At 70.5% G+C, this 25,583-nt stretch carries 19 protein-coding genes; 3 read left to right on the plus strand and 16 right to left on the minus strand.

Annotation, left to right across the window (positions count from 1 at the left end; all coding sequences use genetic code 11):
* Window positions 1–64: 64 nt before the first annotated feature.
* From NLX83_RS15160 to NLX83_RS15205, 10 genes are all read right to left on the minus strand, one after another.
* Complete coding sequence (locus NLX83_RS15160; RefSeq protein WP_254235474.1) at window positions 65–907, minus strand: ABC transporter permease; 843 nt, start codon at window positions 905–907, stop codon at window positions 65–67.
* Window positions 904–1,791 (minus strand): ABC transporter ATP-binding protein, encoded by an 888-nt coding sequence (locus tag NLX83_RS15165; protein WP_254235475.1) that lies wholly within the window; start codon window positions 1,789–1,791, stop codon window positions 904–906. Before NLX83_RS15165 ends, NLX83_RS15160 begins: the two co-directional genes overlap by 4 nt.
* Window positions 1,788–2,087: a transcriptional regulator gene (locus tag NLX83_RS15170; RefSeq protein WP_254235476.1), complete on the minus strand. Its 300-nt coding sequence runs from the start codon at window positions 2,085–2,087 to the stop codon at window positions 1,788–1,790. The genes NLX83_RS15165 and NLX83_RS15170 overlap by 4 nt, the downstream gene beginning before the upstream one ends.
* Window positions 2,084–2,710, minus strand: coding sequence for a hypothetical protein (locus NLX83_RS15175; RefSeq protein ID WP_254235477.1), 627 nt, complete (start codon window positions 2,708–2,710; stop codon window positions 2,084–2,086). The genes NLX83_RS15170 and NLX83_RS15175 overlap by 4 nt, the downstream gene beginning before the upstream one ends.
* Window positions 2,711–2,816: 106 nt before the next feature.
* A complete protein-coding gene (locus tag NLX83_RS15180) occupies window positions 2,817–3,419 on the minus strand; it encodes a (2Fe-2S)-binding protein (protein ID WP_254235478.1) in 603 nt (200 codons plus the stop codon).
* Window positions 3,419–4,279, minus strand: coding sequence for a 3-hydroxybutyryl-CoA dehydrogenase (locus NLX83_RS15185; protein WP_308209309.1), 861 nt, complete (start codon window positions 4,277–4,279; stop codon window positions 3,419–3,421). Before NLX83_RS15185 ends, NLX83_RS15180 begins: the two co-directional genes overlap by 1 nt.
* 22 nt (window positions 4,280–4,301) lie before the next feature.
* Window positions 4,302–7,523 (minus strand): fused isobutyryl-CoA mutase/GTPase IcmF, encoded by a 3,222-nt coding sequence (gene icmF, locus NLX83_RS15190; RefSeq protein ID WP_308209310.1) that lies wholly within the window; start codon window positions 7,521–7,523, stop codon window positions 4,302–4,304.
* A 222-nt stretch (window positions 7,524–7,745) separates the two neighbouring features.
* Entirely contained in the window at window positions 7,746–8,402 is a 657-nt protein-coding gene (locus tag NLX83_RS15195) for a response regulator transcription factor (RefSeq protein WP_254235479.1), read from the minus strand.
* A 49-nt stretch (window positions 8,403–8,451) separates the two neighbouring features.
* Window positions 8,452–9,732: a sensor histidine kinase gene (locus tag NLX83_RS15200; protein WP_254235480.1), complete on the minus strand. Its 1,281-nt coding sequence runs from the start codon at window positions 9,730–9,732 to the stop codon at window positions 8,452–8,454.
* Between the two features lie 70 nt (window positions 9,733–9,802).
* Complete coding sequence (locus NLX83_RS15205) at window positions 9,803–11,329, minus strand: DUF3239 domain-containing protein (protein ID WP_254235481.1); 1,527 nt, start codon at window positions 11,327–11,329, stop codon at window positions 9,803–9,805.
* Window positions 11,330–11,423: 94 nt separating this feature from the next.
* Here NLX83_RS15205 and NLX83_RS15210 point away from each other — a divergent pair, with 94 nt between their 5' ends.
* On the plus strand, window positions 11,424–12,017 hold the full coding sequence (locus NLX83_RS15210) for a TetR/AcrR family transcriptional regulator (RefSeq protein WP_254235482.1): 594 nt from the start codon (window positions 11,424–11,426) through the stop codon (window positions 12,015–12,017).
* Between the two features lie 362 nt (window positions 12,018–12,379).
* On the opposite strand, the gene NLX83_RS15215 is transcribed toward NLX83_RS15210, so the two are convergent.
* From NLX83_RS15215 to NLX83_RS15225, 3 genes are all read right to left on the minus strand, one after another.
* Window positions 12,380–13,363 carry a zinc-binding dehydrogenase gene (locus NLX83_RS15215; RefSeq protein WP_254235483.1) on the minus strand — a complete coding sequence of 328 codons (984 nt, stop codon included), beginning with the start codon at window positions 13,361–13,363 and terminating at the stop codon, window positions 12,380–12,382.
* A 70-nt stretch (window positions 13,364–13,433) separates the two neighbouring features.
* On the minus strand, window positions 13,434–14,918 hold the full coding sequence (locus NLX83_RS15220; RefSeq protein ID WP_254235484.1) for an alpha/beta hydrolase: 1,485 nt from the start codon (window positions 14,916–14,918) through the stop codon (window positions 13,434–13,436).
* 72 nt (window positions 14,919–14,990) lie between these two features.
* Entirely contained in the window at window positions 14,991–15,737 is a 747-nt protein-coding gene (locus NLX83_RS15225; RefSeq protein ID WP_254235485.1) for a TetR/AcrR family transcriptional regulator, read from the minus strand.
* 76 nt (window positions 15,738–15,813) lie between these two features.
* On the opposite strand from NLX83_RS15225, the gene NLX83_RS15230 reads away from it, so the two are divergent.
* Window positions 15,814–16,638, plus strand: coding sequence for an NmrA family NAD(P)-binding protein (locus tag NLX83_RS15230; RefSeq protein WP_254235486.1), 825 nt, complete (start codon window positions 15,814–15,816; stop codon window positions 16,636–16,638).
* Between the two features lie 130 nt (window positions 16,639–16,768).
* On the opposite strand, the gene NLX83_RS15235 is transcribed toward NLX83_RS15230, so the two are convergent.
* The 3 genes from NLX83_RS15235 to NLX83_RS15245 all read right to left on the minus strand — a co-directional run bounded on the left by NLX83_RS15235 (window position 16,769) and on the right by NLX83_RS15245 (window position 23,035).
* Window positions 16,769–18,040, minus strand: coding sequence for a M1 family metallopeptidase (locus NLX83_RS15235; protein WP_254235487.1), 1,272 nt, complete (start codon window positions 18,038–18,040; stop codon window positions 16,769–16,771).
* Entirely contained in the window at window positions 18,037–21,822 is a 3,786-nt protein-coding gene (locus tag NLX83_RS15240; RefSeq protein WP_254235488.1) for a Pls/PosA family non-ribosomal peptide synthetase, read from the minus strand. Before NLX83_RS15240 ends, NLX83_RS15235 begins: the two co-directional genes overlap by 4 nt.
* Window positions 21,823–21,937: 115 nt before the next feature.
* Window positions 21,938–23,035: a helix-turn-helix domain-containing protein gene (locus NLX83_RS15245; protein WP_254235489.1), complete on the minus strand. Its 1,098-nt coding sequence runs from the start codon at window positions 23,033–23,035 to the stop codon at window positions 21,938–21,940.
* 403 nt (window positions 23,036–23,438) lie between these two features.
* Between NLX83_RS15245 and NLX83_RS15250 the strand changes: the two genes are divergently transcribed.
* A complete protein-coding gene (locus tag NLX83_RS15250; protein WP_254235490.1) occupies window positions 23,439–25,547 on the plus strand; it encodes a putative bifunctional diguanylate cyclase/phosphodiesterase in 2,109 nt (702 codons plus the stop codon).
* Window positions 25,548–25,583: the final 36 nt, after the last annotated feature.

Below are 25,583 nucleotides of genomic sequence, written 5' to 3' on the forward strand. Positions count from 1 at the left end.
GTTGGGGGCGGTTTGAGACTTCTGGGGAGGGGGTCAGTGGTACTTGAAGACGCTCCAACCGCGGTCAGGTCACGTCGCGGCGGCGGAGTGCGGTGTGGCTCACCAGGAAGGCTGCGGCGATGTAGGTGATGAGCACCGCGACGGCCAGCAGGGGGGTGCCCTGGGGCTGCGCGCCGAAGGCACCGGTGATCGTGATGGGCTCCGAGCCCAGCGCTGCGGCGAGGCGGTTGGAGCTGTTGCCGAGCAGCAGCGTGCTGAGAAAGCCCAGGCCGGGAACGACATTCGCCAGCAGCGCCAAGGCGTTCTCCGCCAAGACCGTCCACAGTAGACCGACGACGATGGCGGCAACGGGACTGCGGGTGAGCATCCCGATGGCGAAGCCAACCGCGCCCCACGCGGCCATCACCAGCCACAGCGAGCCCAGCTCCAGCGCGATCACGCCCACGTCGCCGTACCGGGCGGGACTGGCGTTGACCATCGCGATCACGCCGCTGCTGAGCAGGCCGAGGACCAGGGTCACCGTGGCCACCGGCAGCAACGCCACCAGCAGGCCGAGGAACCGCCCGCCCAGGAACGCGCCGCGGTCGGACTGGCGGCCGAGGACGGTGCGCAGGGTGCCCCAGCGGTAGTCGCCGGTGGCCAGCAGCGCGCCGATCACCAGCATCACCGGTCCGCCGAAGGTCGGCAGCGCGCCCGCGACGTAGTAGTGCGCGCCCTCCGGGAGCAGCCCGGAGATCATGTCGGCGGCCACCGCGGGCGCCATCGACGAACCCTGGGTGAGGTAGACGATGTAGGGCACCAGGTAGGCGAAGACCACGACCTGGGTGGACCACATCCCGGCCATCGCCAGGACTCCGGGGCGGCGGCGCAGCGCGAACAGCTCCGCGCGCAGGTTGTTCGTGATCATGCCGCGGTCACCCCCGTGAAGACGTCCTCCAACGTGCGTTCCTCGATGCGCAGTTCGCTGACCTCGAAGCCTTCCACGACGAGGTCGCGGTTCACCGCCGCGGCGGTCGCGGTGCCCAGCTCGACCTCGACCAGCTCGCCGGTCCGGCGCACCCCCAGCACCCCGGGACGTGCGCGCAGCGCGGTTTCCACCGCCGGTCCCGGTTCCGCGCGCACCACCAGGCGGGGGCCGCCGACGCGCGCCCGGATCTCGGCGAGCGCGCCCTCCGCGACCAACCGTCCACTGTGGATGACGCCGATCCGGTCGGCCACGTGCTCGACCTCGCCGAGCAAATGGCTGGACAGCAGGACCGTACCGCCGTTGTCGGCGAAATTCCTTACCAGGTCGCGCATTTCGCGCATACCCGACGGATCGAGGCCGTTGGTCGGCTCGTCCAGGATCAGCAGCTCCGGATCGCCCATCAGTGCCGCCGCGACGCCGAGCCGCTGCTTCATCCCGAGCGAGTAGCCGGTGAAGCGGTCGCCTGCCCGATCGATGAGCCCGGACAGCTCCAGTGCACTGTCCACTGTGGAGTCGCCAAGGCCGGAGTAGCGGGCGAGCAGCCTGAGGTTGTCGCGGCCGCTGAGGTGCGGGTAGAACGCGGGCGACTCCACGAGCGAACCGATCCGCGCCACGGAAGCGGGATCTCCCAAGGGTTTCCCGAACACCGAGCCCGATCCGGACGTCGGCCGGATGAGGCCGAGCAGCATCCGCATCGTGGTGGTCTTGCCCGCGCCGTTGCGCCCGAGGAAGCCGTAGACCTCGCCCGCGTGCACGCTGAGATTGAGCTCTCGAACGGCGTGCACGTCACCGTAGGACTTGCCCAAGCCGGACAACTCGATCATGTCAGCATCTCCTTGAGCGCCGCGCTGTAGTCCTCGAAGGCCCTGCGCCCCTTGGTGGTCAGCTCCACGTACGTGACCGGTGTGCGGCGCTGGTGGGTCTTGGTGATCTCGACGTACCCCGCGTCCTCCAGCTTGCGCAGGTGCGTCGACAGGTTGCCCGCGGTCATGTCGAGCAGTTCCTGGAGCCTGGGGAAGGTGATCCGGTCTCCGCTCGGCAGCGCGGCGAGTGCGACCGTGACGCGCAACCGGGCCTGAGCGTGGATCACCGGGTCCAGTTCCGGAAGACCCGCCGTCATGCTGTCTTCGCCTGCCGCGCGTAGTGGGTGGCGAGCCCGAGCATCGCGCCGCCACCGGCGAAAGCGAGCACCAGGAGGTTCGCGGGGGTGCCGACGTACACGCTCGCGCTCGCCGCGAGCAGCAGCCAGACCCCGGCGACATACTCCGGGATGCTGCGGCGCTGCGCGGCGCCGAGCATGGTCAGCAGGCCCATGACCAGCAGCGGACCCGAGGTCCACAGCAGGGACGTGACCTCGATGCTCACGCCGAGTTTCACCGTGAAGCCGACGTTGATCGCGCCCAGCGCCCAGAACCCGAGCGTCCAGGTCCACCCGTAGAGCGCGCCGCTGAGCCTGGACGGCCCGGCGATCCCGCGCCCCGCCCGCGCGCTGACCACGGTCGACAGGACGACCGACCCGATGATCGCGGCGGCGAAGACCACTCCCGCCAGCCACAGCGGCAGCAGTTCCGGACCGCCGGGCGTGGCCAGGAACATCAGCGTCCAGCCGACCAGCCAGGTCGTGCCCCACATGCCGAAGAGCAGCGCCTGGCTCGGCGACAGGCTCCGGTCGACCCGGGCCCGCTGGCTGCTGATCAGCGCCAGTGACTCGGCGGGGGACAGCGGTCCGTCGTCCTCTGCCATGTCTTCCTCCTACTTTGCGATACAAAGTCCAACTACTTTGTATCGCAAAGTTCGAGGTCGGGCAAGGATCAGGCCGCTCTCGTACAGCGCCCTGATCGCGTCGCGGCTACGCGCGGTTGAGCGAACAGTCGCCGCAGAGGCCGCCGTTGGGCACTCGGTAGAAGAGGCAGCAGCTCCGCCGCTTGTAGCCGTTGGCGGTGAAGTCACCGGCCCCGCTCAGCCGGGGATCGGCGAGCACGTCCATCGCGGCGTCCCACGTCCGCTGGTCCAGCTCGCCGGCGTTCGCGATCACCTTCAGCGTGCCCACGAGTGAGGACGCGGCGTTGCCCCACAACAGGCCCTCCGCCACCTCGCCGCGGAGCGCCGACACCATCGGTTCGAAGTGGTCGTCGAGGGCGATCTCGGCGATTGTCCTTGTGGCGCTTGGCAATGGGGCAGCGGTGGTGAAGCCGCTCGCCGCCCAGTGGACCTTGTCGGCTGGCAACGCGGGCACAGGTTCGCCGAGCGCCACGGCACCCCACAACGGCGACCACACCCGCGCTGTGTAGCCCTGGAACAGGATCGAGGCCCCAACCCGACGCTCCGTGGTTCCCAACCGAGCGCACACGTCATCGATGCGCTCCGCGAGACCCAGGCCGTCGTAGACCTGGCGCAACGTGGGGCCGTCCGAGCCGACTCCGACGACGAAGTAGTCCCCGAACCGCCGCACTACGCCGAGTAGTCGTAGAAGCCGCGCCCGGACTTCTTGCCGAGCAGGCCCGCGTCCACCATGCGCAGCAACAGCGGCGGCGGCGAGTAGAGGGCTTCCTTGAACTCCGCGTACAGCGACTCCGCGATCGCCTTCGTGGTGTCCAGGCCGATCAGGTCGGCCAGGCGCAGCGGGCCCATCGGGTGGGCGCAGCCGAGCACCATGCCGTTGTCGATGTCGTCGGCGGAGGCGAAACCCGACTCCAGCATCCGGATCGCCGACAGCAGGTAGGGGATCAGCAGCGCGTTGACGATGAAGCCCGCGCGGTCCTGCGAGCGGATCACCTGCTTGCCCAGGACGTTCGCGGCGAACTCCTCGGCGCGGCGCGAGGTCTCCTCGCCGGTGAGCAGCGAGGTGACCAGCTCCACCAGCTTCAGCACCGGCACCGGGTTGAAGAAGTGGATGCCGATGACCTGCTCGGGCCGCTGCGTCGCCATGCCGAGCTTCATGATCGGGATGGACGAGGTGTTGGAGGCGAAGATCGCGTCCGGCCGGGTGACGACCTTGTCCAGGGTGGCGAAGACGTCGACCTTGGTCTGCTCGTGCTCGGCGACCGCCTCGATCACCAGGTCGCGGTCGGCGAAGTCGCCGAGGTCGGTGGTCAGCCGCAACCGGCCCAGCGCGTCGTCGCGCTCCTCGGCAGCCATCTTGCCCTTGCTGACCGCGCGGTCGATCGACTTGGTGATCCGGCCGCGCCCGGCGTCGGCCGCCGTCGAGTTGACCTCGCTGACCACGACGTCCAGCCCGGCGCGCAGGCACACCTCGGCGATGCCCGCGCCCATCAGGCCCGATCCGACCACACCGACCTTGCTGACGCTCACGTCATCACCCTTCGCAAGAAACTCAGACGTTCCGACGATACTGGCCGCCGACTTCGAAGAACGCCTCGGTGACCTGGCCAAGCGAGCACACCCGCGCGGCCCGCATCAGCTCGGCGAACACGTTGCCCTCGCCCATCGCCACCTCGCGCAGCCGCTTCAACGCGGCCTCGGCCGTGTCGGCGTTGCCGCGGTGGAAGTCCCGCAACCTGGTGAGCTGGGACTGCTTCTCCGCCTCGGTGCCCCTGGCGAGTTCGATCGGCCCGGACGCCTCGGCACCGCGCGGGTTGCGGAAGGTGTTCACGCCGATGATCGGCAGCGAGCCGTCGTGCTTGCGGTGCTCGTAGAGCATGGACTCGTCCTGGATGCGCCCGCGCTGGTAGCCGGTCTCCATCGCGCCCAGCACGCCGCCGCGCTCGCTGATCCGATCGAACTCCACCAGCACGGCCTCCTCGACCAGGTCGGTGAGCTCGTCGATGATGAACGCGCCCTGCAACGGGTTCTCGTTGCGGGCCAGGCCCCACTCACTGTTGATGATCATCTGGATGGCCAGCGCGCGGCGGACGGAATCCTCGGTCGGCGTGGTCACCGCCTCGTCGAAAGCGTTGGTGTGCAAGCTGTTGCAGTTGTCGTAGATCGCGATCAGCGCCTGCAACGTGGTCCGGATGTCGTTGAAGTCCATCTCCTGCGCGTGCAGCGACCGGCCCGAGGTCTGCACGTGGTACTTCAGCTTCTGCGAGCGCTCGTTGCCGCCGTAGCGGTTCTTCATGGCCACGGCCCAGATCCGCCGCGCCACCCGGCCGAGCACCGAGTACTCCGGGTCCATGCCGTTGGAGAAGAAGAACGACAGGTTCGGCGCGAAGTCGTCGATGTCCATCCCGCGCGCCAGGTAGGACTCCACGTAGGTGAAACCGTTGGCCAGGGTGAAGGCCAGCTGGCTGATCGGGTTCGCCCCGGCCTCGGCGATGTGGTAGCCGGAGATCGACACCGAGTAGAAGTTGCGGACCCCGTTGGCGATGAACCACTCCTGGATGTCGCCCATCATCCGCAACGAGAACTCGGTGGAGAAGATGCAGGTGTTCTGGCCCTGGTCCTCCTTGAGGATGTCGGCCTGCACCGTGCCGCGCACCGTGCTGTACACCTTCTTGGCGATCTCCGCCGACTCGGCCTCGGTGGGCTCGCGGCCGTTGTCCTCGGTGAACTTCGCGACCTGCTGGTCGAAGGCGGTGTTGAGGAAGAAGGCCAGGATCGTCGGTGCCGGACCGTTGATCGTCATCGACACCGAGGTGCTGGGCGAGCACAGGTCGAAGCCGTCGTAGAGCACCTTCATGTCGTCCAGCGTGGCGATCGAGACGCCGGAGGTGCCGACCTTGCCGTAGATGTCGGGGCGCTCGTCGGGGTCGCGGCCGTAGAGCGTGACCGAGTCGAAGGCGGTGGAGAGCCTGGTGGCCTTGGAATCCGACGACAGGAAGTGGAAGCGGCGGTTGGTGCGGAAGGGATCGCCCTCACCCGCGAACATCCGCGCCGGGTCCTCACCATCCCGCTTGAACGGGAAAACCCCTGCGGTGAAAGGGAACCGGCCCGGCAGGTTCTCCGCGCGGAGGAACCGCAGCAGCTCCCCGTGGTCGCCGTAGCGGGGTAGCGCGACACGCGGAATCCTTGAGCCGGAAAGACTTTCCCGCCACAGCTGCGTCCGCAGCTCCTTGTCCCTGACCTTCACCACCAGCTCGTCGGCCGAGTACGCCTCGACCGTCCTCGGCCAGTCCTCCAGCAGTGCGTGGCTGTCCGCGGCCAGCTCCCGCTCGGCCTCGGTGAGCAGCTGCTCCAGCACGTCGGTCGCGCCGCTTCGCCCTTCCACCAAGGCTTTGCTGGCGGCGAGCTGCTGGCGGCGGCGGGCGATCTCCACCTGCCTGGCGGTCTCGACGTGGTAGCCGCGCACCGACTCGGCGATCTCCGCCAGGTAGCGCACCCGCGCGGACGGGATGATCTGCGCGATCCGCGTGGACGCCTTGCCGGTGACCACCGGGAGCACCCCCTCGGCGGCCTTGAGGCCGTGCGAGGTCAGCATCTCGCGGAGGAACTGGTAGAGCGCGGTCACGCCGTCGTCGTTGAAGGTCGCGGCGCTCGTGCCGTACACGGGCATCTCGTCCGGCGGCGTTCCGAACGCCTCGCGGTTGCGCACCAGCTGGCGGGCCACGTCGCGGCGCGCGTCCTCGGCGCCCCTGCGCTCGTACTTGTTGATCGCCACCGCGTCGGCGAAGTCCAACATGTCGATCTTCTCCAGCTGCGACGCGGCGCCGAACTCCGGCGTCATCACGTACAGCGAGGCGTCGACGAACGGCACGATCGCGGCGTCGCCCTGGCCGATGCCCGGGGTCTCCACGATCACCAGGTCGTGCCCGGCGGCCTTGCACGCGGCGATCACGTCGGCGAGGCCGGTCGGCAGCTCGGTGCCCGCGCCCCTGGTGGCCAGGGAGCGGAAGAAGATCCGGTCACCGTCCAGGCAGTTCATCCGGATGCGGTCACCGAGCAGCGCGCCACCGCCCTTGCGGCGGCTCGGGTCGACCGCGATCACCGCGATCCGCAGCTTGTCCTGCTGGTCGATGCGGAACCGGCGGACCAGCTCGTCGGTCAGCGAGGACTTGCCCGAGCCGCCGGTGCCGGTGATGCCCAGCACCGGGACGTCCCGATCGGCGGCCTTGTGCAGCTCGGCGCGCTCGTCCTCGGACAGCCCGCCCCGCTCGATCCGGGTGATCGCCCTGGCCAGCGCGGCCTGCTCGCCGTGGAAGACGCCGGTCAGCGGCAGCGGCTCCAGCTCCACGTCGCAGCTGCCGACCATGGTGTTGACCATCTTCGCCAGGCCCATGGTCTGGCCGTCCTCCGGCGAGAAGATCCGCGCGACGCCGCGCTCGTGCAGCTCCGCGATCTCCTCGGCGACGATCACCCCGCCCCCGCCGCCGTAGACCTTGATGTGACCGGCCCCGCGCTCGCGCAGCAGGTCCACCAGGTAGCCGAAGAACTCGACGTGCCCGCCCTGGTAGGAGCTGATCGCGATACCCTGGACGTCCTCCTGGACCGCGGCGGTGACGATCTCGTCGACCGAGCGGTTGTGCCCGAGGTGGATCACCTCCGCGCCCTGGGCCTGCAGGATCCGCCGCATGATGTTGATCGAGGCGTCGTGCCCGTCGAACAGGCTCGCCGCGGTGACGAAGCGCACCGGGTTCACGGGTACGTGCAGATCGGACACGGGAGACTCCTCGGGCCGACGATAGAAGCTTGGAAATAAAATAGTAGGACTTCCAAGTGACGGGGAACCCGCCGACCCTGTGAGCCCGCTCATGCGGGCGTTCGGTTCGCTGGTCTTCAAGACCCCCGAACCCCGTCCCCACGGTCTTTAACCGCTCTCACCTGAGAGGTTGGGGGCGGTTAACGATGATCGGGAGGGGGCTGGGTGGTCTTGAAGACACCCCTACGCCTTCAGCCAGGCCAGGACGGCGAGGACGCGGCGGTGGTCGTCGTTGGACGGGGGCAGCGTGAGCTTGGTGAAGATCGACGAGATGTGCTTCTCCACCGCGCCGCCGCTGACCGACAGGGTGCGGGCGATCGCGGTGTTGGTGCGGCCCTCCGCCATCAGCGCCAGCACCTCGCGCTCGCGCGGCGTCAGCTCGGTCAGCGGGTCGTTGCGGCGGCGCAGCGCGAACAGCCCGGCGACCACCTCCGGGTCGAGCACGGTGCCGCCATCGGCGACGCGGTGCAGGGCGTCGGACAGCTCGTCGAGCTTGGAGATGCGGTCCTTCAGCAGGTAGCCGACGCCGCCGGAGCCGGGCTGCCCCGCCTCGGCGAGCAGGTCGGAGGCGTAGGACTCCTCCACGTACTGAGAGAGCACCAGGACACCGAGACCGGGGACGACGGACCGGGCGCGCATCGCGGCCCGCAGGCCCTCGTCGGTGAACGACGGCGGCATCCGGACGTCCACGACCGCGATGTCCGGCCGGTGCTCGACCACGGCCTGGACCAGCGAGTCGCCGTCGCCGACAGCGGCCACGACGGTCGCTCCGGCCTCGCCGAGCAACCGGACCAGGCCCTCGCGCAACAGGACGGAGTCCTCGGCCAACACGACGCGCACCGCGCCACCCCCCTCGAATCCGAGGGGTAACGCTACCGGTGCGCATCGCTCAGGTCAGGGGAATGTCGGCGGTGAGGACGGTCGGGCCCCCGGCGGGGCTGGCGATGTCCAGGCGGCCGTCCACCGCGGCGAGGCGGTCCACCAGCCCGGCGAGGCCGTGGCCCTTGCCGAGGTGCGCGCCGCCGGTGCCGTTGTCGCGGACCTGGAGCAGCAGCACCTGCGCGTCGCGCTTCACCGTGACGGTGCACAGGGAAGCTCCGGAATGCTTGGCCACGTTGGTCAAAGCCTCGCTGACCACGAAGTAGGCCGCGTTCTCCACCGCCTCTGGCAGCCGCTCCCCGGTCTCCGGGTCGATGTCCAGCGCGACCTCGACGGGGCAGCGCGCTGCGGTCGCCGTCAGGGCCGCGCGCAGACCGCGGTCGGTGAGGATCGGCGGGGCGATGCCGCGGGAGACCGCACGCAGTTCCGACAGCGCTTCCTGGCTCTGCACAAGGGCTTCCTCGATCAGCGGACGCGCCGCCTCCGGGTCGTCGTCGAGCCGCCTGCGCACCGCTTCGAGGTCCATGTTGAGCCGGACCAGCCGCTGCTGCGGGCCGTCGTGGATGTCCCGCTCGACGCGGCGCAGCGTCTGCGCCTCCGCCTGCACGGCGGCGGTGCGGCTCGTGGTCAGCTGCTCGGTGCGAGCCCGCAGCGCGGCGGCCTCGTTGGTCAGCATCAGCCGGACCATGCCGGAGTCGAAGGCGGCCAGCCCGCGCAGCACGTACGGCAGCGTCACCGCGAAGAGCAGCCCGATCGCCACGTACCCGGTGAGGTGGATGAACTCCGAGTCGTAGCCGAGCAACGCGAAGAGGTGCACGTTGCCCTCGGGCAGGGACCACTCCCACAACGGGTAACTGACGCCCCCGAGCGCGACGGCCGACCACGTCACCGTGAACACCCAGCCCACGACGCGCACGGGCAGCTGGATGATGCCGAACAGGAGCTCCCGCCAGGACTGCGGGTCGTGGAGCGAGCGCCAGAGCCTGCCGAAGCCGCGCCCCTCGTTGCGCCGGTAGTACGTCGGCGGGAGCTCGCGGCGGTAGAGCCAGCGGACCCGCGCTCGCTCACCCGAGGCGAAGCCGCGCGCCGCGGCGAGGCAGCCCGCGAGGATCGCGATGCCGATCCAGATCACCGTCAGGCCGACGCCCAGCCAGAAGGTGACCATCAGCGGGATGAACGTGGCCAGCCCGATGAACAGGCCGGGGATCAGGTAGCCGAAATCCCTGCGGGCCTGGGCCCAGGTCACCGGGACCGGCTGGTACCGGTCGATGCCGGTCGCGTTCGAGGTCATGGCCCAAGACTGGCTTGTTCGGCGGGGTCCGTTCCATCCGGTGCCCCGCACACCGCTGGTGGGGCTAGCCCTACCCCTCGGCGGGCTTCGGCGCCGTGGTGTCCCGCATGCGGTGCGGCAGCTCCTCGTGGGTCAGCAGGATCGTGTGGTCGGTCGTCCCGGACACGATGTGCGCCCGCTCCAGGACGTGTTCCAGGTAGGCCCACTCGATCTCGTCGATCTCCTCGACGGCGCGGGCGATCGTCGCCGGGTCCGAGGTGCCCCACGCCACCGGCACCGCGACCACGAAGTCCCAGTAGCCCATGCGCGCCCACGGGTGGTTCGGGCTGCTGGCGAACCGGCAGGTCACCGGGACCCGCTCGCCGACCGCGAGCCGGTGCCCCGGCAGGTGCTCCGCGCGCAGCGTGTGCAGCGCGAACCGCCTGGGAACGTCGCGCGTCGTGGTCACGTCGGCCAGCACCAGCACGGTCGCCGCGCCCGTGCTGTCCACGTGGGAGATCATCCCGGGGTTGAGCACGCCGCGGCGGAAGTACTGGTGCGGGCTGCCGTTGGTGCGCCGCGCCCGCGCCAGGAACAGCCCGCCGAGCAGCGCGAGGCCGAGCAGGCCGCCGCCGACCACGTAGCCCCAGATCTGTCCACTGAGGACGAACGAGGCGCCCGCGGCCGTGAGCACCGCGCTGGTGATCCCGACGGTGAGCAGCCACGGTCGGTCCCCGCGCCGGTAGATCTCGTTGTACCGGCGCGCGTGACCGCGTTCGGGCTGGAAGTCCAGGCGCCGCTGGCCGTTCTGCGGCGACCACGCGGTTCCCCTGATCAGGGGAAAAACCGGAACCGCCTCCGGGGACACGTGCGGCTGGCCGCGCTCGTCCCAGGCCAGCTCGACGCCGAAGCGCTGCCGCGGGTAGCGCAGCTCGGTCGGCAGCTTGTCCGCGGGCAGCACCATCGGCCGGTCCTTGCCCTTGAGCTGGCCCGCGCCGTGGGCGAGCTCGCCGAGCAGCACCCACTCCGCCGCGTCGATGGACGTGCCGACCTCGCGCAGCACCTGCGCGTCCGCGGTGGCCCAGGAGACCGGGGCGGCGTCGAAGTTCGACCAGTACGCCGAGTTCCTGCCGCTGTGGTCGAACGCGACGCACGGGATGCGCTCGCCGGGCGACCACATCGCACCGCCCGGCAGCTGCACCAGCCGCAGCGCGAAACGCGGCACGGTCGTGGGGGAGCGCGACATCTCGGCCATCACCAGCACGGCGGCCCGGCCGTCCTTGCCGACCTCCAGCACGACCCCGGGAACCACCTGCCCGCCCTGGTAGGGGCGCCACGGCTGCTTTCGCCCGGCAAGGACCAGCACCAGCCCGCCGATCGAGACCAGGGCCCCGACCACGCCGAGCACGATCGCCCACCACGGGCCGGTCATCGCCCAGACGCTCAGCGCCAGCACCGGGAACGCGGCCCACAAAGCCCTGCTCAGACCGGCCCGCCACTGTGTGTAGTGGCCACTGGTTGTCCGCAGGTGCGCGTCGTCGACCTCCCACTGCTGGTACCGCTGCGGGTGGGTGGCCGGAAGGCCGTGTCGCGGCTGGTTCAACTCCTGCGCTCCCATGATCGGAGTGGTTCACCAGGAACTTACTTGAGCCGGTGAACCGAGCGCGGGACGCACAGGCGCGTACGTACGTATGAATGGATAGGCTCACTCCGTGGGACATCGTGAAGAACTGCTCGCCGGGGCGAAGCAGTGTCTGTACGAGCGGGGCTACGCGCGCACGACGGCCAGGGACATCATCGCGGTCTCCGGTGCCAACCTCGCCTCCATCGGGTATCACTTCGGTTCCAAAGAGGCGCTGCTCACCGCGGCGCTCATCGAGGCGACCGAGGAGTGGGCCGAGGCCGTCAACAAGATGTGGGACCCCGATCCGGACGCCCCGTTCATGGAGCGGTTCGAGTCGCTGTGGAAGGCCGTCGTCGCCTCCCTCGCCGAACACCGCAACCTCTGGGTGTCCACCTTCGAGGCGCTCAACCAGGCGGAACGGCTGCCCGAGCTGAAGCAGCGGCTCTCCAGCGACGTCGAGCTGGCGCGGGTGTCCTTCGCCCAGCTGTTCGGCCCCGGCCCGGAGCAGGCGGACGAGCGCGCCGACCGCGCGGTGGGCGCCTTCTACGTCGCGCTGATGCAGGGCGTGATGGTGCAGCGCCTGCTCGACCCGGAGCGCGCGCCGACCGGCGAGGACATCGCCCTCGCACTGCGCACCCTCATCGAACGCGCCGCCCCCACCCCCGACGTTCACCCTGAATGAGTCATTGGGGCAGTTGCGCCCAACCACCCCAATGACTCATTTGGTGCACTCAATCCCCCGAACGACCTGTTCAGCGCGTTGAAGCACCCCAATGACCCGTTCAGTGCGTTGAGGGCCCTGAATGAGTCATTCGGGGCGTTGGAGTCCCCCAATGACTCATTCAGGGCCCTCAAGTACCTCAATGACTCGTTCAGGGCGTTGGAGTACCTCAATGACTCGTTCGGGCGGTCGCGTTCGACCGCGCCAATGACGCGTTTGGGGCGTTGGGGGAACCGTGAACGGATCGTTTGGGGCGCTCAGTGCCCTGAACGACCCGTTCAGGGAAACCAACGCCCCGAATGCGGCGTTCGCAACGGCGGGGGTCAGGGGATGAGGATGACCTTGCCGATGGTGGCGCGGCTGACCAACGCAGTGTGCGCGGCGGCGGCGTCGCTGAGCGGGATCGGCGGGTTCACCAGCGGCACGAGCTCGCCCTTGGCCAGTGCGTCCATGGCGCGCCGCTCCAGGACGCGGAGGCCGCCCGCTCGCGCAACGATCGCGGGGCCGATCGCCACGCCCGCGGTGATGCTCTTCGCCCACAGGTCGTCCTGGGAGATCTTGGTGGTTTCCCCCGCGGACCAGCCGAAGAAGTAGATCCGGCCGCCCGCGCCGAGCAGGTCGAGCGAAGCCTGGCCGACCGGGCCGCCGACGCTGTCGAGAACGAGGGTGATCGCGCGGTCGCCGAGTTCCGAGCGCACCTGTGCCGCCCAGTCCTCCTGGGTGTAGTCCACGGCGATCTCCGCGCCGAGCCCGCGCACCAGGTCCACCTTCGCCGAACCGCCGGCGAGGCCGACGACGGTCGCGCCGATGTTGCGCGCGTGCTGGACGAGGAGGTTGCCGATGCCGCCCGCGGCGGCGGTCACGAGCACGACGTCGGAGGCGGTGATCGCGGCGGCGTCGAGGACGGCCATGGTGGTCCGGCCGGTGCCGATCATCGCGACGGCGGCACCGTCCTCGACGCCCGAAGGGATCTCGTAGAGCGACTCCGCGTTCGCCACGGCCAGCTCCGCGTAACCGCCGCTGGCCATACCGAGGTGCGCGACGACGCGGCGGCCGAGCCAGACCGGGTCGGTGTCCGGGCCGAGCGCGTCGACCACCCCGGCGACCTCGCGCCCGGGGGTCATCGGCAGCTCGGGCAGCGGCATCGGGCCGCCGCCGGTCCCGGACCGGATGGTCGTGTCGATCAGGTGCACACCCGACGCGGCCACCCGGATCCGGACCTGGCCCTCGCCCGGTACCGGGTCGGGAACCTCTTGGTAGAGCAGGTTCTCGGCCGGACCGAACTCGTACTGGCGGATCGCGCGCATGTCGTCTCCTCGATCGTGGTTCGTCTCGGAGCCGACGCTAGGAACCCAACCTAGGTTGAGGTCAAGCAGATCAGAACGGTTGCCGGTTCGGCTTGCAGACCAGTCCGGCTGCGGGGAGCTCCCCCTTGGTCAGGTACTTCTCCGCGGCGCTGTCCACGCACGCGCTGGAGCCGAGGCTGGTGTGCCCGAACGCGTCCACGTCGAGCAGCCGCGCGTTGCCGAGCTGGGCCGCCATCCGCTTGGAGAACGTGTACGACGTAGCGGGGTCGTGGTAGATGCCGATGACCAGCACGGTCGCGGCGGTCTTGGCGTTCCACGGGCCGCGGTAGACCTTCTTCGCGCTGACCGGCCAGTGCGCGCAGCCCACGAAGTCGTGGAAGGCCTGCCTGCGCCCGAAAGTCGGCGCGTCGCGCTCCCAGGCCGTCGCGGTCGTCGGGACCAGGGAAGGCGTCCTCGGGAGCGGCTTGTCGGAACAGTTGACGCCGTAGAAAGCGTCGTGTCCCTTGTAGGGAGCGTCCGTGGTCCGATCGGACGCCGTCGACAGCTGCTGGAGCTCGGTCGCCAGCTTCGCCAGGTCCACGGGGCCGGACAGCGGGATCTTCTCCAGCGCGTCGCCGACCTTCGCGACGAACTGGCTCAAGGTGATCGGGCCGCCACCGTTGCGCAGCCGTTCGCGGATCGCGTCGAACTTCGCCCGCGGATCACCCTCGCTGAACGCGCACTTCGGACCTTCTTCCTTGCAGCGCTTGAGGAAAGCCGACAGCGCGTGCTCGAAGGCCAGCGCCCGTTCGCGGTCGTAGCGCAGCCCGTCGTTGGTGCGCAACGAGGGATCGACCGCGCCGTCGAGGATCATCGCGCGCACCTTGCCGGGGAACAGGTTCGCGTAGGTCGCGCCGAGCAGCGTTCCGTAGGACAGGCCGACGTAGGTCAGCTTCTGGTCGCCGACCGCGGCCCGGATCAGGTCCATGTCGCGAGCAGTGTCCTCAGTGGACATGTGCTCGATGATCGGCCCTCCCACCTTGCCGCAGCCGCGGCCGTACTCCGCGTAAGCGTCCATAGTGGACTTGATCTGCGCGGTGGTCACCGGGACCGGCGTCATCCGCGCCCGCAGCGCGTCCGCGCTCTCCTGGGTGGTGAAGCACTTCAGCGGGTTGCTCCGGCCGACACCGCGCGGGTCGAACCCGACGAGGTCGAAGCGCTCGGGCACCGACGACGGGAACAGCGCGTTCGGGATGGTCGCGAGCAGCAACCCGTCGGCGCCGGGGCCGCCGGGGTTGATCAGCACGGAGCCGATGCGCTCGGCGGGCTTGGAAGCCGCGCGGCGCAACAACATCAGATCGATCTTGGCGCCGCTCGGCTTGGCGTGGTCGAGCGGGACGGCCAGCGTTCCGCAGCTGTACCGGAAGCGGTGCTCCGGTGGCACGTAGGTCAGGGCGTCCTCGGGGCACGGGCCCCAGGCGACGGGGTCGGCGGGCTTGGCGGGGGACGCGACGGCGGGCACCGCGGACCCGATCAGCGTCGCGACGAGCAGGGCGATCGTCGGTAACCGAAGCACAGGGAGTCCTCCTCGGGTGGGCCCGAAGAATCCCATTGACCCGGTGCATCGCGAATCAGCAAAAAGGTGGAGTCAGTCCCGGTCGGCGAGGAAGCGCTCGATCCCGTCGAGGGTCCTGGCCAGGCCGAACTCGAACGCACCGCCCTGTTCGCTGAACGCGCCCGCGTCCAGAACTCTGGTCAAATTCGGGTGGTCGGCGCGCTCGAAGTGCTTGTCCCAGAAGAACTGGCGCGCGGTCCACCACTGGTCGTCGCTGACGCCGGTGCGCCGCTCGGCCTGTGCGGAATCGATGGAGTTGCGGGCTTTGCCGCGCACGTAGCCCTCGACGAGGTCGACGAACCCGACCATGTCGCGCTCGTCCAGCCCCGCGAGCGCCAGTGCGCCCAGCGCGTCGTCGTAGGCCCGCAGCTCGTTCGGCCCCAGCACTGGCCGGTGGCCGGTCACCTGGAGCATCCACGGGTGCCGGTGGTAGAGCTGCCAGTGCTCGCGGGCGAACAGCTCCAGCCGCTCCCGCCAGCCCATGCCCGCCTCGGGGCGGCGCACCTCGCCGGTCGCGCGGTCGAGCATGAGGTCGACCAGCTCCGCCTTCGCGGGCACGTAGGTGTAGAGCGACATGGTGCCGACGCCGAGCCGCTCCGCGACCTTCCGCATGGACAGGCCGTCCAGGCCGTCCGCGTCGGCGATCTCGATCGCGGTGGCGACGACCCGTTCGACGGTGAGCCGCTGCTTCGGCCCCCGGGTCGGCGCACCGGCCTTGCCCCACAGCAGCGCGATGCTGCGCTCCGGATCGCCAAGGCCGCTGTACTCGGCAGGACTCACGCTGGCTCCTCACTCGGTTGACGACCCATCCTAAAACTCCGTACCGTGTACGAAGTTACGAGCTGAGGGGGCCGAAGTGACGATCTTGGTGACGGGCGCGACCGGCAACGTGGGCCGGGGCGTTGTGGCGCAGCTGCTCGACGCGGGCCAGGCCGTGCGGGCGGTGACGCGCAATCCCGCGACCGCGAACCTTCCCGCCGGAGTGGAGGTGGTCCGCGGCGATCTCGCCGATCTCCCGGCGGAGGCGTTCGCGGGGGTGGAACGCATGTTCCTGTTCCCCGCCAACGGAAGTGAGGCGGTGGCGACCGCGGTCCGCGTGGGTGTGCGGCGCATCGTGGTGCTGTCCTCGATGGCCCTGGACGACGCCACGGATGACACAGGTCCGGCGGGCTACCACCACGCGGAGGAGTTGGCCGCGGAGCGCGCTGTCCAGGCTTCCGGGCTGGAGTGGACCGTCGTGCGGCCCGGCGAGTTCATGGCGAACGCCCTCGGCTGGGCGGACGCGATCCGCGCCGGTGAGGTCGTCCGTGCTCCTTCGGGCGACGTGCCAGGAATGCCGGTCGACGAGATCGACACGGCGGCCGTCGCGGTGGCCGCGTTGCTGGAGGACGGGCACTCGGGCGCGACCTACGAGGTGACCGGCCCGGAGCTGATCACCCCCGCCGAGCAGGTCCGCGTCATCGGCGAGGTGATCGGCCGCGACATCGGCTTCGTGGCGCTCTCCGAGGAGGAAACCGCCGAGTACTGGCGGAGCTTCGGCGTCCCTCAGGAGATGATCGACTGGTTCGCGTCGTTGGAGGAGACCGCCACCGACCCCCTCAAGACCGTCGAGAACGTCGTCGGCCGCCCCGGAAGCCCCTTCTCCGCCTGGGCTCAACGCCACGCCCCCGCCTTCCGTTAGCGCGCGGGTAGGCCCGTCTTCAAGTACCCCGTACCCCCGTTCAGGGCATCGTCAACCGCCACTAACCCCCGGGTTAGTGGCGGTTGACGACCGCTGGGGGAGGGGTTGGGGGTACTTGAAGACGGGGGAACTACAGCGGGGGGAGGGGGGTTTCGTGGAGCCAGGATTGGAGCACGGGACGGATGGGGGTGGGGGAGATGCCTTCGGCCATGGACGTGAAGTCGGCGGTGGTGGCGGTGGAGTGACGGTGGGTGGTGGCCCACTCGCGGAGCAGGCGGAAGAAGGGGGCATCGCCCATGGTGCGGCGCAACGCGTGCAGGGTTAACGCGCCGCGTTCGTACACGCGGTCGTCGAAGATGCGCCGAGCTCCGGGTGCTCCGATCGCGATGTCCTGGGGGAGCCGCGCGAGCTTCGCGTGGGAGCGCAGCGCCAGGTCGTGGGCGGAGCGACCATCGGCCTCAGCCCACAGCCACTCCGCGTAGGTCGCGAAGCCCTCGTGCAGCCAGATGTGCCGCCAGTCGGCAGCGGTCACGCTGTTGCCGAACCACTGGTGCGCCAACTCGTGCGCCACCAAGCGTTCCGAGCCGCGCATGCCGTCGACGTGGTTCGCGCCGAAGATCGACATCGCCTGGGCTTCAACGGGAACGTCCAGCTCCTCGTCCACCACCACGATGCCGTACTCCGTGAACGGGTACGGGCCGAACAGGCGCGAGAACTCCCGGAGCATCCGCGGCTGGTTGGCGAAGTCGTTGCGGAAAGCGCGCATCAGCCGCGCGGGCACGGCGGCGGGCTGCCGAACGGGCGCCCCGGTCAGCTCCACCGAGGTGTACCGTCCAATTTGGACAGACACGAGGTACGTGGACGTCGGCGAAGGCTGCTCGTAGACCCACGTGTTGCCGGAGTGGGAAACCAGCGTGCCGCTGGCGATCACGGTGTACGTGGGGGCGGTCGTCACTGAGATCCGATAGGCCGCCTTGTCCGCGGGGCGGTCGTTGCACGGGAACCACGACGAAGCGCCGGTCGGCTGGCTGGCCACCAAAGCCCCATCGGAGAGCTGGGTCCAGCCGATCTCGCCCCAGTGACCGCGATTCGGCCGGGGCACTCCCGCGTAGCGGACCTCCACGGTGAACTCGGCGCCCGCCTCGATCAGGCGGCCCGGACGGACGCGCAGCTTGCCGAGCCGGTGTGCGTAGCGAACAGGCTTGCCGTCGAAGAGAATCCGATCCACCCGCAGCGGGCCGAAATCGAGGCTCACGCTGTTGAGCGCGGTGCGCGCGACCGCCGTGATCACCGCGCGCCCGGCGAGCCGATTGGCCCCCGGGCGGTAGTCGAGGTGCAGGTCGTACTGGAGGACCGAGTAGTCGGTGTCGCCGTGCGCGTCGAGGTAGGGGACCTGCCTCATCCCTTGCGGGCCTTCCCGGTCCGCCACGCCGCGATCGGGTTGCCCAGCCAGCGCGTGTCCGGCGGAACGCTCTCGCCGCTCATCATCAGCGACGCCGGGCCGACCGTGGTCCGCGCGCCGATCGTGGTGCCGGGCAACGCGATGCCGTGCGGGCCGAGCGTCGAGCCCTCGCCGAGGGTGACCGTGTCCATCCGCATGATCCGATCATGGAACAGGTGGGTCTGGACGACGCACCCCCGGTTCACCGTTGCGCCGCGGCCGATCCGCACGAGGTCCGCCTCGGGCAGCCAGTACGACTCGCACCACGCGCCGCGGCCGATCCGCGCGCCGAGCCCGCGCAGCCACAGGTTCATCAGCGGGGTGCCACCGACCGAGCCCACCAGCCACGGCACGGCCAGGACCTCGACGAAGGTGTCGGCCAGCTCGTTGCGCCACACGAACGAACTCCACAGTGGACGCTCGATCCGACCGAACCGACCGACCAGCGACCACTTCGCCAGGCACGCGACCACACAGGCGACCACGCCCGCGCCGAGCAGCACGAAACCGCCCAGCCACAACGGAGTCGACCGGAGCACCTGGAGAACCGCGACCGCGAGCGCGACCGTGCACATCACCGGGATCACCCGGCACAGCTCGACCAGTGCCCGCGCGATCACGAGCCCGCGCGGCGGGTCGAACGTCCTGCTCTGGTCGCCGCTCTCCGCGACGCGCGGCAGCTTCATCGGCGGCATGCCCAGCCAGGAGCTGCCCGCCTTGGCCCGCTTCGGCGTCGAGGAGAGCACGCCGACGAGGCCGCGGTTGGGCACCGAGCGACCCGGCGCGGTCATGCCGGAGTTGCCGAGAAAAGCGCGCTTCCCGACCTTCGCGGCGGCGATCCGCAGCCACCCGCCGCCGAGTTCGTACGTGCCGACCATCGTGTCGTCGGCAAGGAAAGCACCGTCGCCGACAGTGGTCATCGACGGCAGCGCGAGCACCGTCGACGCTTCGACCCGACGACCGACCTTCATGCCGAGCGCCCGCAACCACACGGGTGTGAACAAGCTGGCGTACAAAGGGAACAGCGCCACTCTCGCGGAGTTCATCAGCCGCTCGGTGGCCCACGCCTGCCACGCGATCCGCCCGTGCACGGGGTGGTAGCCCTCGCGCAGGCCGATGCTCAACAGGCGCACGCTGACCAAGACCAGCAGCGCGTACGCGAGCATGAACAGCACTGTCACCAACGGAACCGACAGCAGCGATCCGTTGAACGCCACCAGGACGAGGATGCTCGGGATCGCCGCGACGACGGGCAGCAGGTCCAAGAAGAACGACGTCACGTTGTACGTGAGCGCCCAGCGGCGCTTGTGCTCAGGGCGCTCGTCGGGCCACCGCTGCGCCGCCTTGCCGGAGCGCGCCGCGGGGACACCGGCCCAGCGCTGCCCGGCGGGGACGGAACCCAGCACGCACGAGCCGGGCGCGATCTGCGCGCGCTTGCCGATTCGCGCTCCTGGCATCAGCGTGCTGCGAGCACCGATGGTCGCCCCGGCGCCGACGCGGATTCGGCCGACGTGCAGTACATCGCCGTCGAGCCAGTGCCCGGACAGGTCGACCTCGGGCTCGATCGCGCTTCCCTTGCCCAGCTTGAGCATTCCGGTCACCGGGGGAACCGAGTGGAGGTCGACGCCCTGCCCGATCCGCGCGCCGAGGGCCTTGGCGTAGTACGTCGTCCACGCTCCGGAGAGCTTGGCCGCACCGCTCAGCTCCGCCAGCTTCTCCGCGGTCCACAGTCTCAAGTGGACACTCCCGCCGCGCGGGTAGGAGCCGGGGCGCAGGCCGCGCAGCAGCAACCGTGCTCCGCCGACCGCGATCCCGAGGCGGCCGAGCGGGCTGATGAAAACCACCCAGCCCGCCAGCACCCACCACCACGACACGGTGGGCGTCCACCCCAGAACATTGCCCGCCGCCGCGAGCACCGTGACCCACCGCATCGCGACCACGGTCAGCAGCAACGGAAGCAACGCGATCTGGGCGAGTCCGGCGCGCAGTCGGGTCGGCCGCACAAAGCGTTCCGCCGACTCGGTCGCCTTGAACTCGTCCAGCCGCGCGGCCAGTTCGCCGACCGTGGAGCGTTGGTAGACGTCGTTGACCGAGCAGCTCGGATAGCGTTGCCGGAGGAGCGAGACCAGCTGCGCCGCGGCCAGGCTGCCACCGCCGCTGGAGAAGAACTCGGTGTCCTTGTCGGCCGGTGGCCTGCCGAGCACCTCGGCCCACTGCTCGGCCAGCCATGCTTGAGTGGGGGTCAGATCCGCTGGTTGCTCGGTCGTGCTGGGCAGAGGCCACGGCAGCGCGTTGCGGTCCACCTTGCCGGACGTGCGCGTCGGCAGCGTGTCGACGATCGCCAACAGCGGCACCAACGCGGCCGGGAGTGCGGCGCGCAGTCGTTCGAGCGCGGCGGCCTGGTCGAATTCGTCCACTGTGGACACCAGGTAGCCGACGAGGATCTGGTTGCCGCCCTTGGTCCCGCGCACGGCCGCCGCGGCACCGGCCACATCGGGCAACGCCTGCAGCGCGGCGTCGACCTCGCCGAGCTCGATCCGACGTCCGCCCAGTTTGACCTGTTCGTCCGCTCTACCAAGGAAAACCAGGCCCTCCGGCTCCGCGCGGACCAGGTCACCGCTGCGGTAGGCGCGGTCCCAGCCCAGCGATGGCAGCGGCGCGTACTTCTCCGCGTCCTTGGCCGGGTCCAGGTAACGCGCCAGGCCGACGCCGCCGATGACCAGCTCCCCGGACCCGCCCATCGGCACCAGCTCGCCGGAAGCGTCCACGACCGCCAGCTCCCAGCCGTCCAACGGCAGGCCGATGCGCACCGGTCCCTCGCCGGTGAGTTGCGCGCCGCACGCCACCACCGTTGCCTCGGTGGGGCCGTAGGTGTTCCAGACCTCGCGGCCCTCCACCGCGACGCGCTCGGCGAGTTCGGGCGGGCACGCCTCGCCGCCGAAGATCAGCAGCCGCACCTCGTCCAGCGCCTCCGCGGGCCACAGCGCGGCCAGCGTCGGCACGGTGGACACCACGGTGATCTCGTGCTCGACCAGCCACGGGCCGAGGTCCATTCCTGTGCGCACCAACGCCCTCGGCGCGGTGACGAGGCACGCGCCGTGCCGCCACGCGAGCCACATCTCCTCGCAGGAGGCGTCGAAGGCGACGGACAGCCCCGCGAGCACCCGGTCTCCCGGGCCGATCGGTTCGTCCACAAGGAACAGTCGAGCCTCAGCGTCGACGAACGCCGCGGCGCACCGGTGGCTGACCGCGACGCCCTTCGGCTTGCCCGTGGAGCCCGAGGTGAAGATGATCCACGCGTCGTCGTCCGGGCCCGGGTCGCCAGCCACGCGCATCGGTGTGCCGAGCACGGTCAGCTCGCGACCCTCGCCCAGAACCGCGCACACGCCCGCTTCGCCGAAGACGAGTTCCGCGCGCTCGTCCGGGTCCTCGGCGTCGACGGGGACGTAGGCCGCGCCCGCCGCGAGCACCGCGAGGATGCTGACGTAGAGGTCCGTGGTCCCGGAGGGCACGCGCACGCCGACCCGGTCACCGACGCCGATCCCCGCTGCCGCAAGGGAAGCGCGCAGCTCGTCGACCTCGGCGAGCAACGCCCGGTAGCTCAGCACGGTGGAGCCCGCCCGCAGCGCGTGCGCCGCGGGGTGCAGGCGGGCGGTCTCGGTGATGATGTCGAGCAGCGTGCGCTCCGGCGGCGCGGACGAAGCCGCGAACAGGGCCGGTGCGAGCGTCTGCACCGCGGTCATGCGCGTCCTCCGAACTCTGGGATGCGCTTTTCGTTCCTGCGAAAGGAAAATCCGATCGGCGCGACCGCAGAGCTTACCGCGTGCCCCGTGAAACCGCTGCTCTCGCGGGCTAACGTCACACCAAGCGGAGGGTGCGCGGTGTGCTTTCGTGCCGCTCGGTGAACCCCGTGAGACCGCGCAGCGTCGCGATGTCGACGCGCAGGCGAACAGCGAGAGCGGGCACGTCGACCCCGTGCTCCTCAGCGAGGACCATGGCGCGGCACAACAGGTTCGGCTGCTCGCCGGGGTACTCGCCGCGGACCGGCTCAGCGGCGCGCCAGCCGCGCTTGGCCAGTTCCGTCAGCAGCCGCCGGTGCGCCGCGTCGGTCATCAGCCCGAGGCCGCGGGCGCGCGCCGCGAGCGCGGTGACCGAGATCCCGTACGCGTCGGCGAGTTCCTTCACCGCGTCCAGGTCGGCGCGCAGGGGGAAGGTCCCGGCGATCTCCTCGGCGGGCGTCAGGAACTCGGCCGCGAAGGCGTCCGCCGCCGACTCGTGCTCCCGGCTGCCCGGTGCGGCGTCCGGGTGCAGCAGCAGGTGCCCGAGCTCGTGTGCGACGGAAAAGCGTTGGCGCAGGGGGTCTTCCCGTTCCGTCAGCACGATCACCGGCCGGTCGGGGAGCGCGCAGGAGAACACACCGACGTTTGCACCCACTGCGGCTGGTAATCGGCTCACGACGACGCCGCGTGCTTCGACGGCGCGGACCAGGTGCGGGACGGGACCGGTCTCGACGCCCCACGCCCTGCGGACCGCGTGCGCGGCGCGCTCGGGTCCGTCGTGCTGGCAGCTGAGATCGGCGGCGGGCAGCCCGGCCACCTCGTCGAGCGCGGTGGTGAGCTCCCACAGCAGCTCCACGTGCGCGAGCGCCTGAGCCCGCTGGGCGGCCGTGGTCGCGTGCAGGGAGCGGAAGTGCGCGTGCGCGGTGTCCAGGCGCAGGTGCGGGCGGCCCTGGGCGAAGAAGCCGACGCGGACGCCGAGGTGGTCGGCGCAGCGCGCGAGGGTGCACGGGTCCGGGTGGAGCTGGCCCAGCTCGTACCGCGAGACCGCCGCCGGGGCCAGGCCGACCGCGTCGGCGAGCTCCCGCCCGCGCAGCCCGGCGAGCTCGCGGGCCATCGACAGCCGCGACGGATCGAAGGCCCGCGCGGTGGCGTGGGCATCCGAAGAGAACACAGCCACGACGTCTCCTCGGGCTCAGCGACCGGTTCGAGCATCATCGCCCATCGCCCAATCGTGGTGGCCTACCGGGGCCGATTCCCCGTGAATAACCGTCGCCTTTCCGGAAACGTTTGCGCACCTGGCAAATGCCCAATGTCTGAAGGGGTGAAAATCCCTGAACGGCGGTTGACCGGCAATCGGGTCGCCCAGTTGATCACGAGGCGCTGACCTGCGCGTCCCTCGTTCTCGGTGCACTCGGGCGGCCTAATGCACCCATCCGAGGGGTGGCATGCGCGATCACCATCCGTGGCCGCTTGTTCCCTAGACTCGCTAGGCTGCTTGCCCTGTGCGCAAAGGAACCTAGCGAGGTAGCCGTGCCGTTCCCCGTTCTTTCGCCGGCCGCGCCGTGCGGCGGATGGACCCGATGACCACTCCGCTGCCGGACCGGCCGCTGCACTCGGCGGAGCTCGAGCTCTCCCCCGAGTCGCTGGAGCGCGCCCGGGGCAGGCTGGCCCGGAAATGGGCCTACCTGGTCAGCAAGACGACCTACATCCCGATGGCGCAGCCGGAGATCGAGCGCAGGCTGGTCGAGCTGGTCGACGTGCTGATCACCGCGATGCGCACCGAGCCGTTCTCCGCCGAGCGCGCGACCGACGTGGGCGCCCGGCTGGTCGAGCTGAACTTCGCGGGCCGGGCCAGCCTGCGCCGCACCGTCGAGATCCTGGGCAAATCCCTGCTCGGCATGGCCGACCTGCTCCGCGTCGACCGGCTGCCGGAGCGCGTCGTCGGCCTGCTCGGCGCGCTCACCTCCGGCTACGTCGAGGCCGTGCGGCTGTCCATCTTCACCCAGCAGGAGAACCTCAACCGCGCGCTGATCAAGGCGGCCCAGGACGCGCAGCGCGACAGCAAGGCCAGCGAGGCGCGCTTCGACGAGGTCTTCACCTCCTCCAACAGCGGTATCGCCATCACCGACCTGGACGGCGCGTTCGTCCGCGCCAACGCCGCCCTCGGCGAGATCCTCGACTACGGCGTCGCCGAGTTCGACGGGCTCACGCTGTTCGAGGTGATCGCGCCGGAGGACGTGCCCTTCGTCCGCAACGCGTTGCGCGACCTCGCCGACGGCAAGTCGGAGCGGCTGCGCCAGCGCCGCACCATGCTCGGCAAGGACGGCGAGACCGTGCAGGCGCACCTGGCGATCTCGCTGCTGCGCGACGGCGACGGCAACCCGAACCACTACGTGGTCATCGTCGGCGACGACACCGAGCTGACCCTGTTGCAGGGCCAGCTCAGCCACCAGTCGCTGCACGACGTGCTGACCGGGCTGCCGAACCGGCAGTTCTTCACCACCCGGCTGGAGCGGGTGCTGCGGCACGCCGACGAGACCTTCGGCGTGACCATGTACCACCTGGACCTGGACGCCTTCTCGGTGATCGCCAACGGCCTCGGCGGGTCCGCGGCGGAGGCGCTGCTGAAGAGCGTCGCCGAACGGCTGCGGTCGATCTTCGCGGGCGAGAGCGCGATGGTGGCCAGGCTCGGCGGCGACGAGTTCGGCGTGCTGGTGCAGAACGAGGCGGGCACGCCGGACGTGCTGCGGACCGTCGAGCAGATCAACGAGGTGCTGGCCGAGCCGCTGTACGTGGACGGCCACGGCATCGCCTCCTCGGCGTGCATCGGCGTCGTGCACCGCCCGCACCCGGACGTCGAACCCGGGGAGCTGCTGCGCCTGGCCGATATGACGCTGCGCCGCGCGAAGCGCAACGGCAGCAGGCAGTGGGGCGTGTACGACCCCGTGCAGAGCGAGCTGGACCGCGCCCGGTTCGGCCTCGCCGCGACCATGCCCGGCGCGTGGGAGAGCGGAGAGGTCGCCGTGTTCTCGCGGCCGCTCACCAAGCTCGACGGCGGCCGGACCGTCGCGGTGGAGGCGATGCTGCGCTGGGAGCACCCGGAGCTGGGGCAGCTGCCGCACGCCCAGTGCGTCGAGCTGGCCGAGCAGATCGGGCTGGTCATGCCGCTGGGCACCTGGCTGCTGCGCTCGGCGTGCGAGGGCATGGCCGACCGCCCGCTCCCGCTCGGCGTCGGGCTCACCCCGTACCAGGCCGCCGACCCCGACCTCGTCGGCGAGGTCCTCCAGGTGCTGGAGGACACCGGCCTCGACCCGACCCGGTTGCAGCTCGGTGTTCCCGTGCGGGCGCTGCTCTCCGACTGCGGGGAGGCCGCGGACAACCTCGCGGTGCTCGCCGACGCCGGGATCGGCATCGTGCTGGACGGGTTCGGCACCTCCGCGACCGACCTCGCCTTCATGGAGGACCTGCCGATCCGCGGTGTCCGCCTCGCCGCGTCCCTCGTCCGGCTCCAGGCCGAGCGCGCGGGCCGCTCCGCGCTCGACCAGGCGCTGACCGAGCTGGTCGCCCACGCCCACGCGGCCGGCGTCGCCGTCGTGGTCGACGGCATCGACACCGCCGCGCAGCTGGACTGGTGGCGCTGCGCCGGTGCCGACTTCGGCCTCGGCCGGATGTTCCCCGCGCTGGCCTGACCGTCCTCTTCGGACTCGGGAACTCGGCGGCCGCCA

Origin of the sequence: Allokutzneria sp. A3M-2-11 16, from assembly GCF_024213555.1 — a bacterium.
In the GTDB taxonomy this organism is placed as follows: Bacteria; Actinomycetota; Actinomycetes; order Mycobacteriales; family Pseudonocardiaceae; genus Allokutzneria.

Excerpts from the sequence above, each read along its gene's own strand:
- NLX83_RS15160 (WP_254235474.1), bottom strand. The coding sequence starts at position 907 with ATGATCACGAACAACCTGCGCGCGGAGCTGTTCGCGCTGCGCCGCCGC.
- NLX83_RS15175 (WP_254235477.1), bottom strand. The coding sequence starts at position 2,710 with ATGGCAGAGGACGACGGACCGCTGTCCCCCGCCGAGTCACTGGCGCTG.
- NLX83_RS15200 (WP_254235480.1), bottom strand. The coding sequence starts at position 9,732 with ATGACCTCGAACGCGACCGGCATCGACCGGTACCAGCCGGTCCCGGTG.
- NLX83_RS15165 (WP_254235475.1), bottom strand. The coding sequence starts at position 1,791 with ATGATCGAGTTGTCCGGCTTGGGCAAGTCCTACGGTGACGTGCACGCC.
- NLX83_RS15170 (WP_254235476.1), bottom strand. The coding sequence starts at position 2,087 with ATGACGGCGGGTCTTCCGGAACTGGACCCGGTGATCCACGCTCAGGCC.
- NLX83_RS15240 (WP_254235488.1), bottom strand. The coding sequence starts at position 21,822 with ATGACCGCGGTGCAGACGCTCGCACCGGCCCTGTTCGCGGCTTCGTCC.
- NLX83_RS15250 (WP_254235490.1), top strand. The coding sequence starts at position 23,439 with ATGACCACTCCGCTGCCGGACCGGCCGCTGCACTCGGCGGAGCTCGAG.
- NLX83_RS15205 (WP_254235481.1), bottom strand. The coding sequence starts at position 11,329 with ATGGGAGCGCAGGAGTTGAACCAGCCGCGACACGGCCTTCCGGCCACC.
- NLX83_RS15215 (WP_254235483.1), bottom strand. The coding sequence starts at position 13,363 with ATGCGCGCGATCCGCCAGTACGAGTTCGGTCCGGCCGAGAACCTGCTC.
- NLX83_RS15235 (WP_254235487.1), bottom strand. The coding sequence starts at position 18,040 with ATGAGGCAGGTCCCCTACCTCGACGCGCACGGCGACACCGACTACTCG.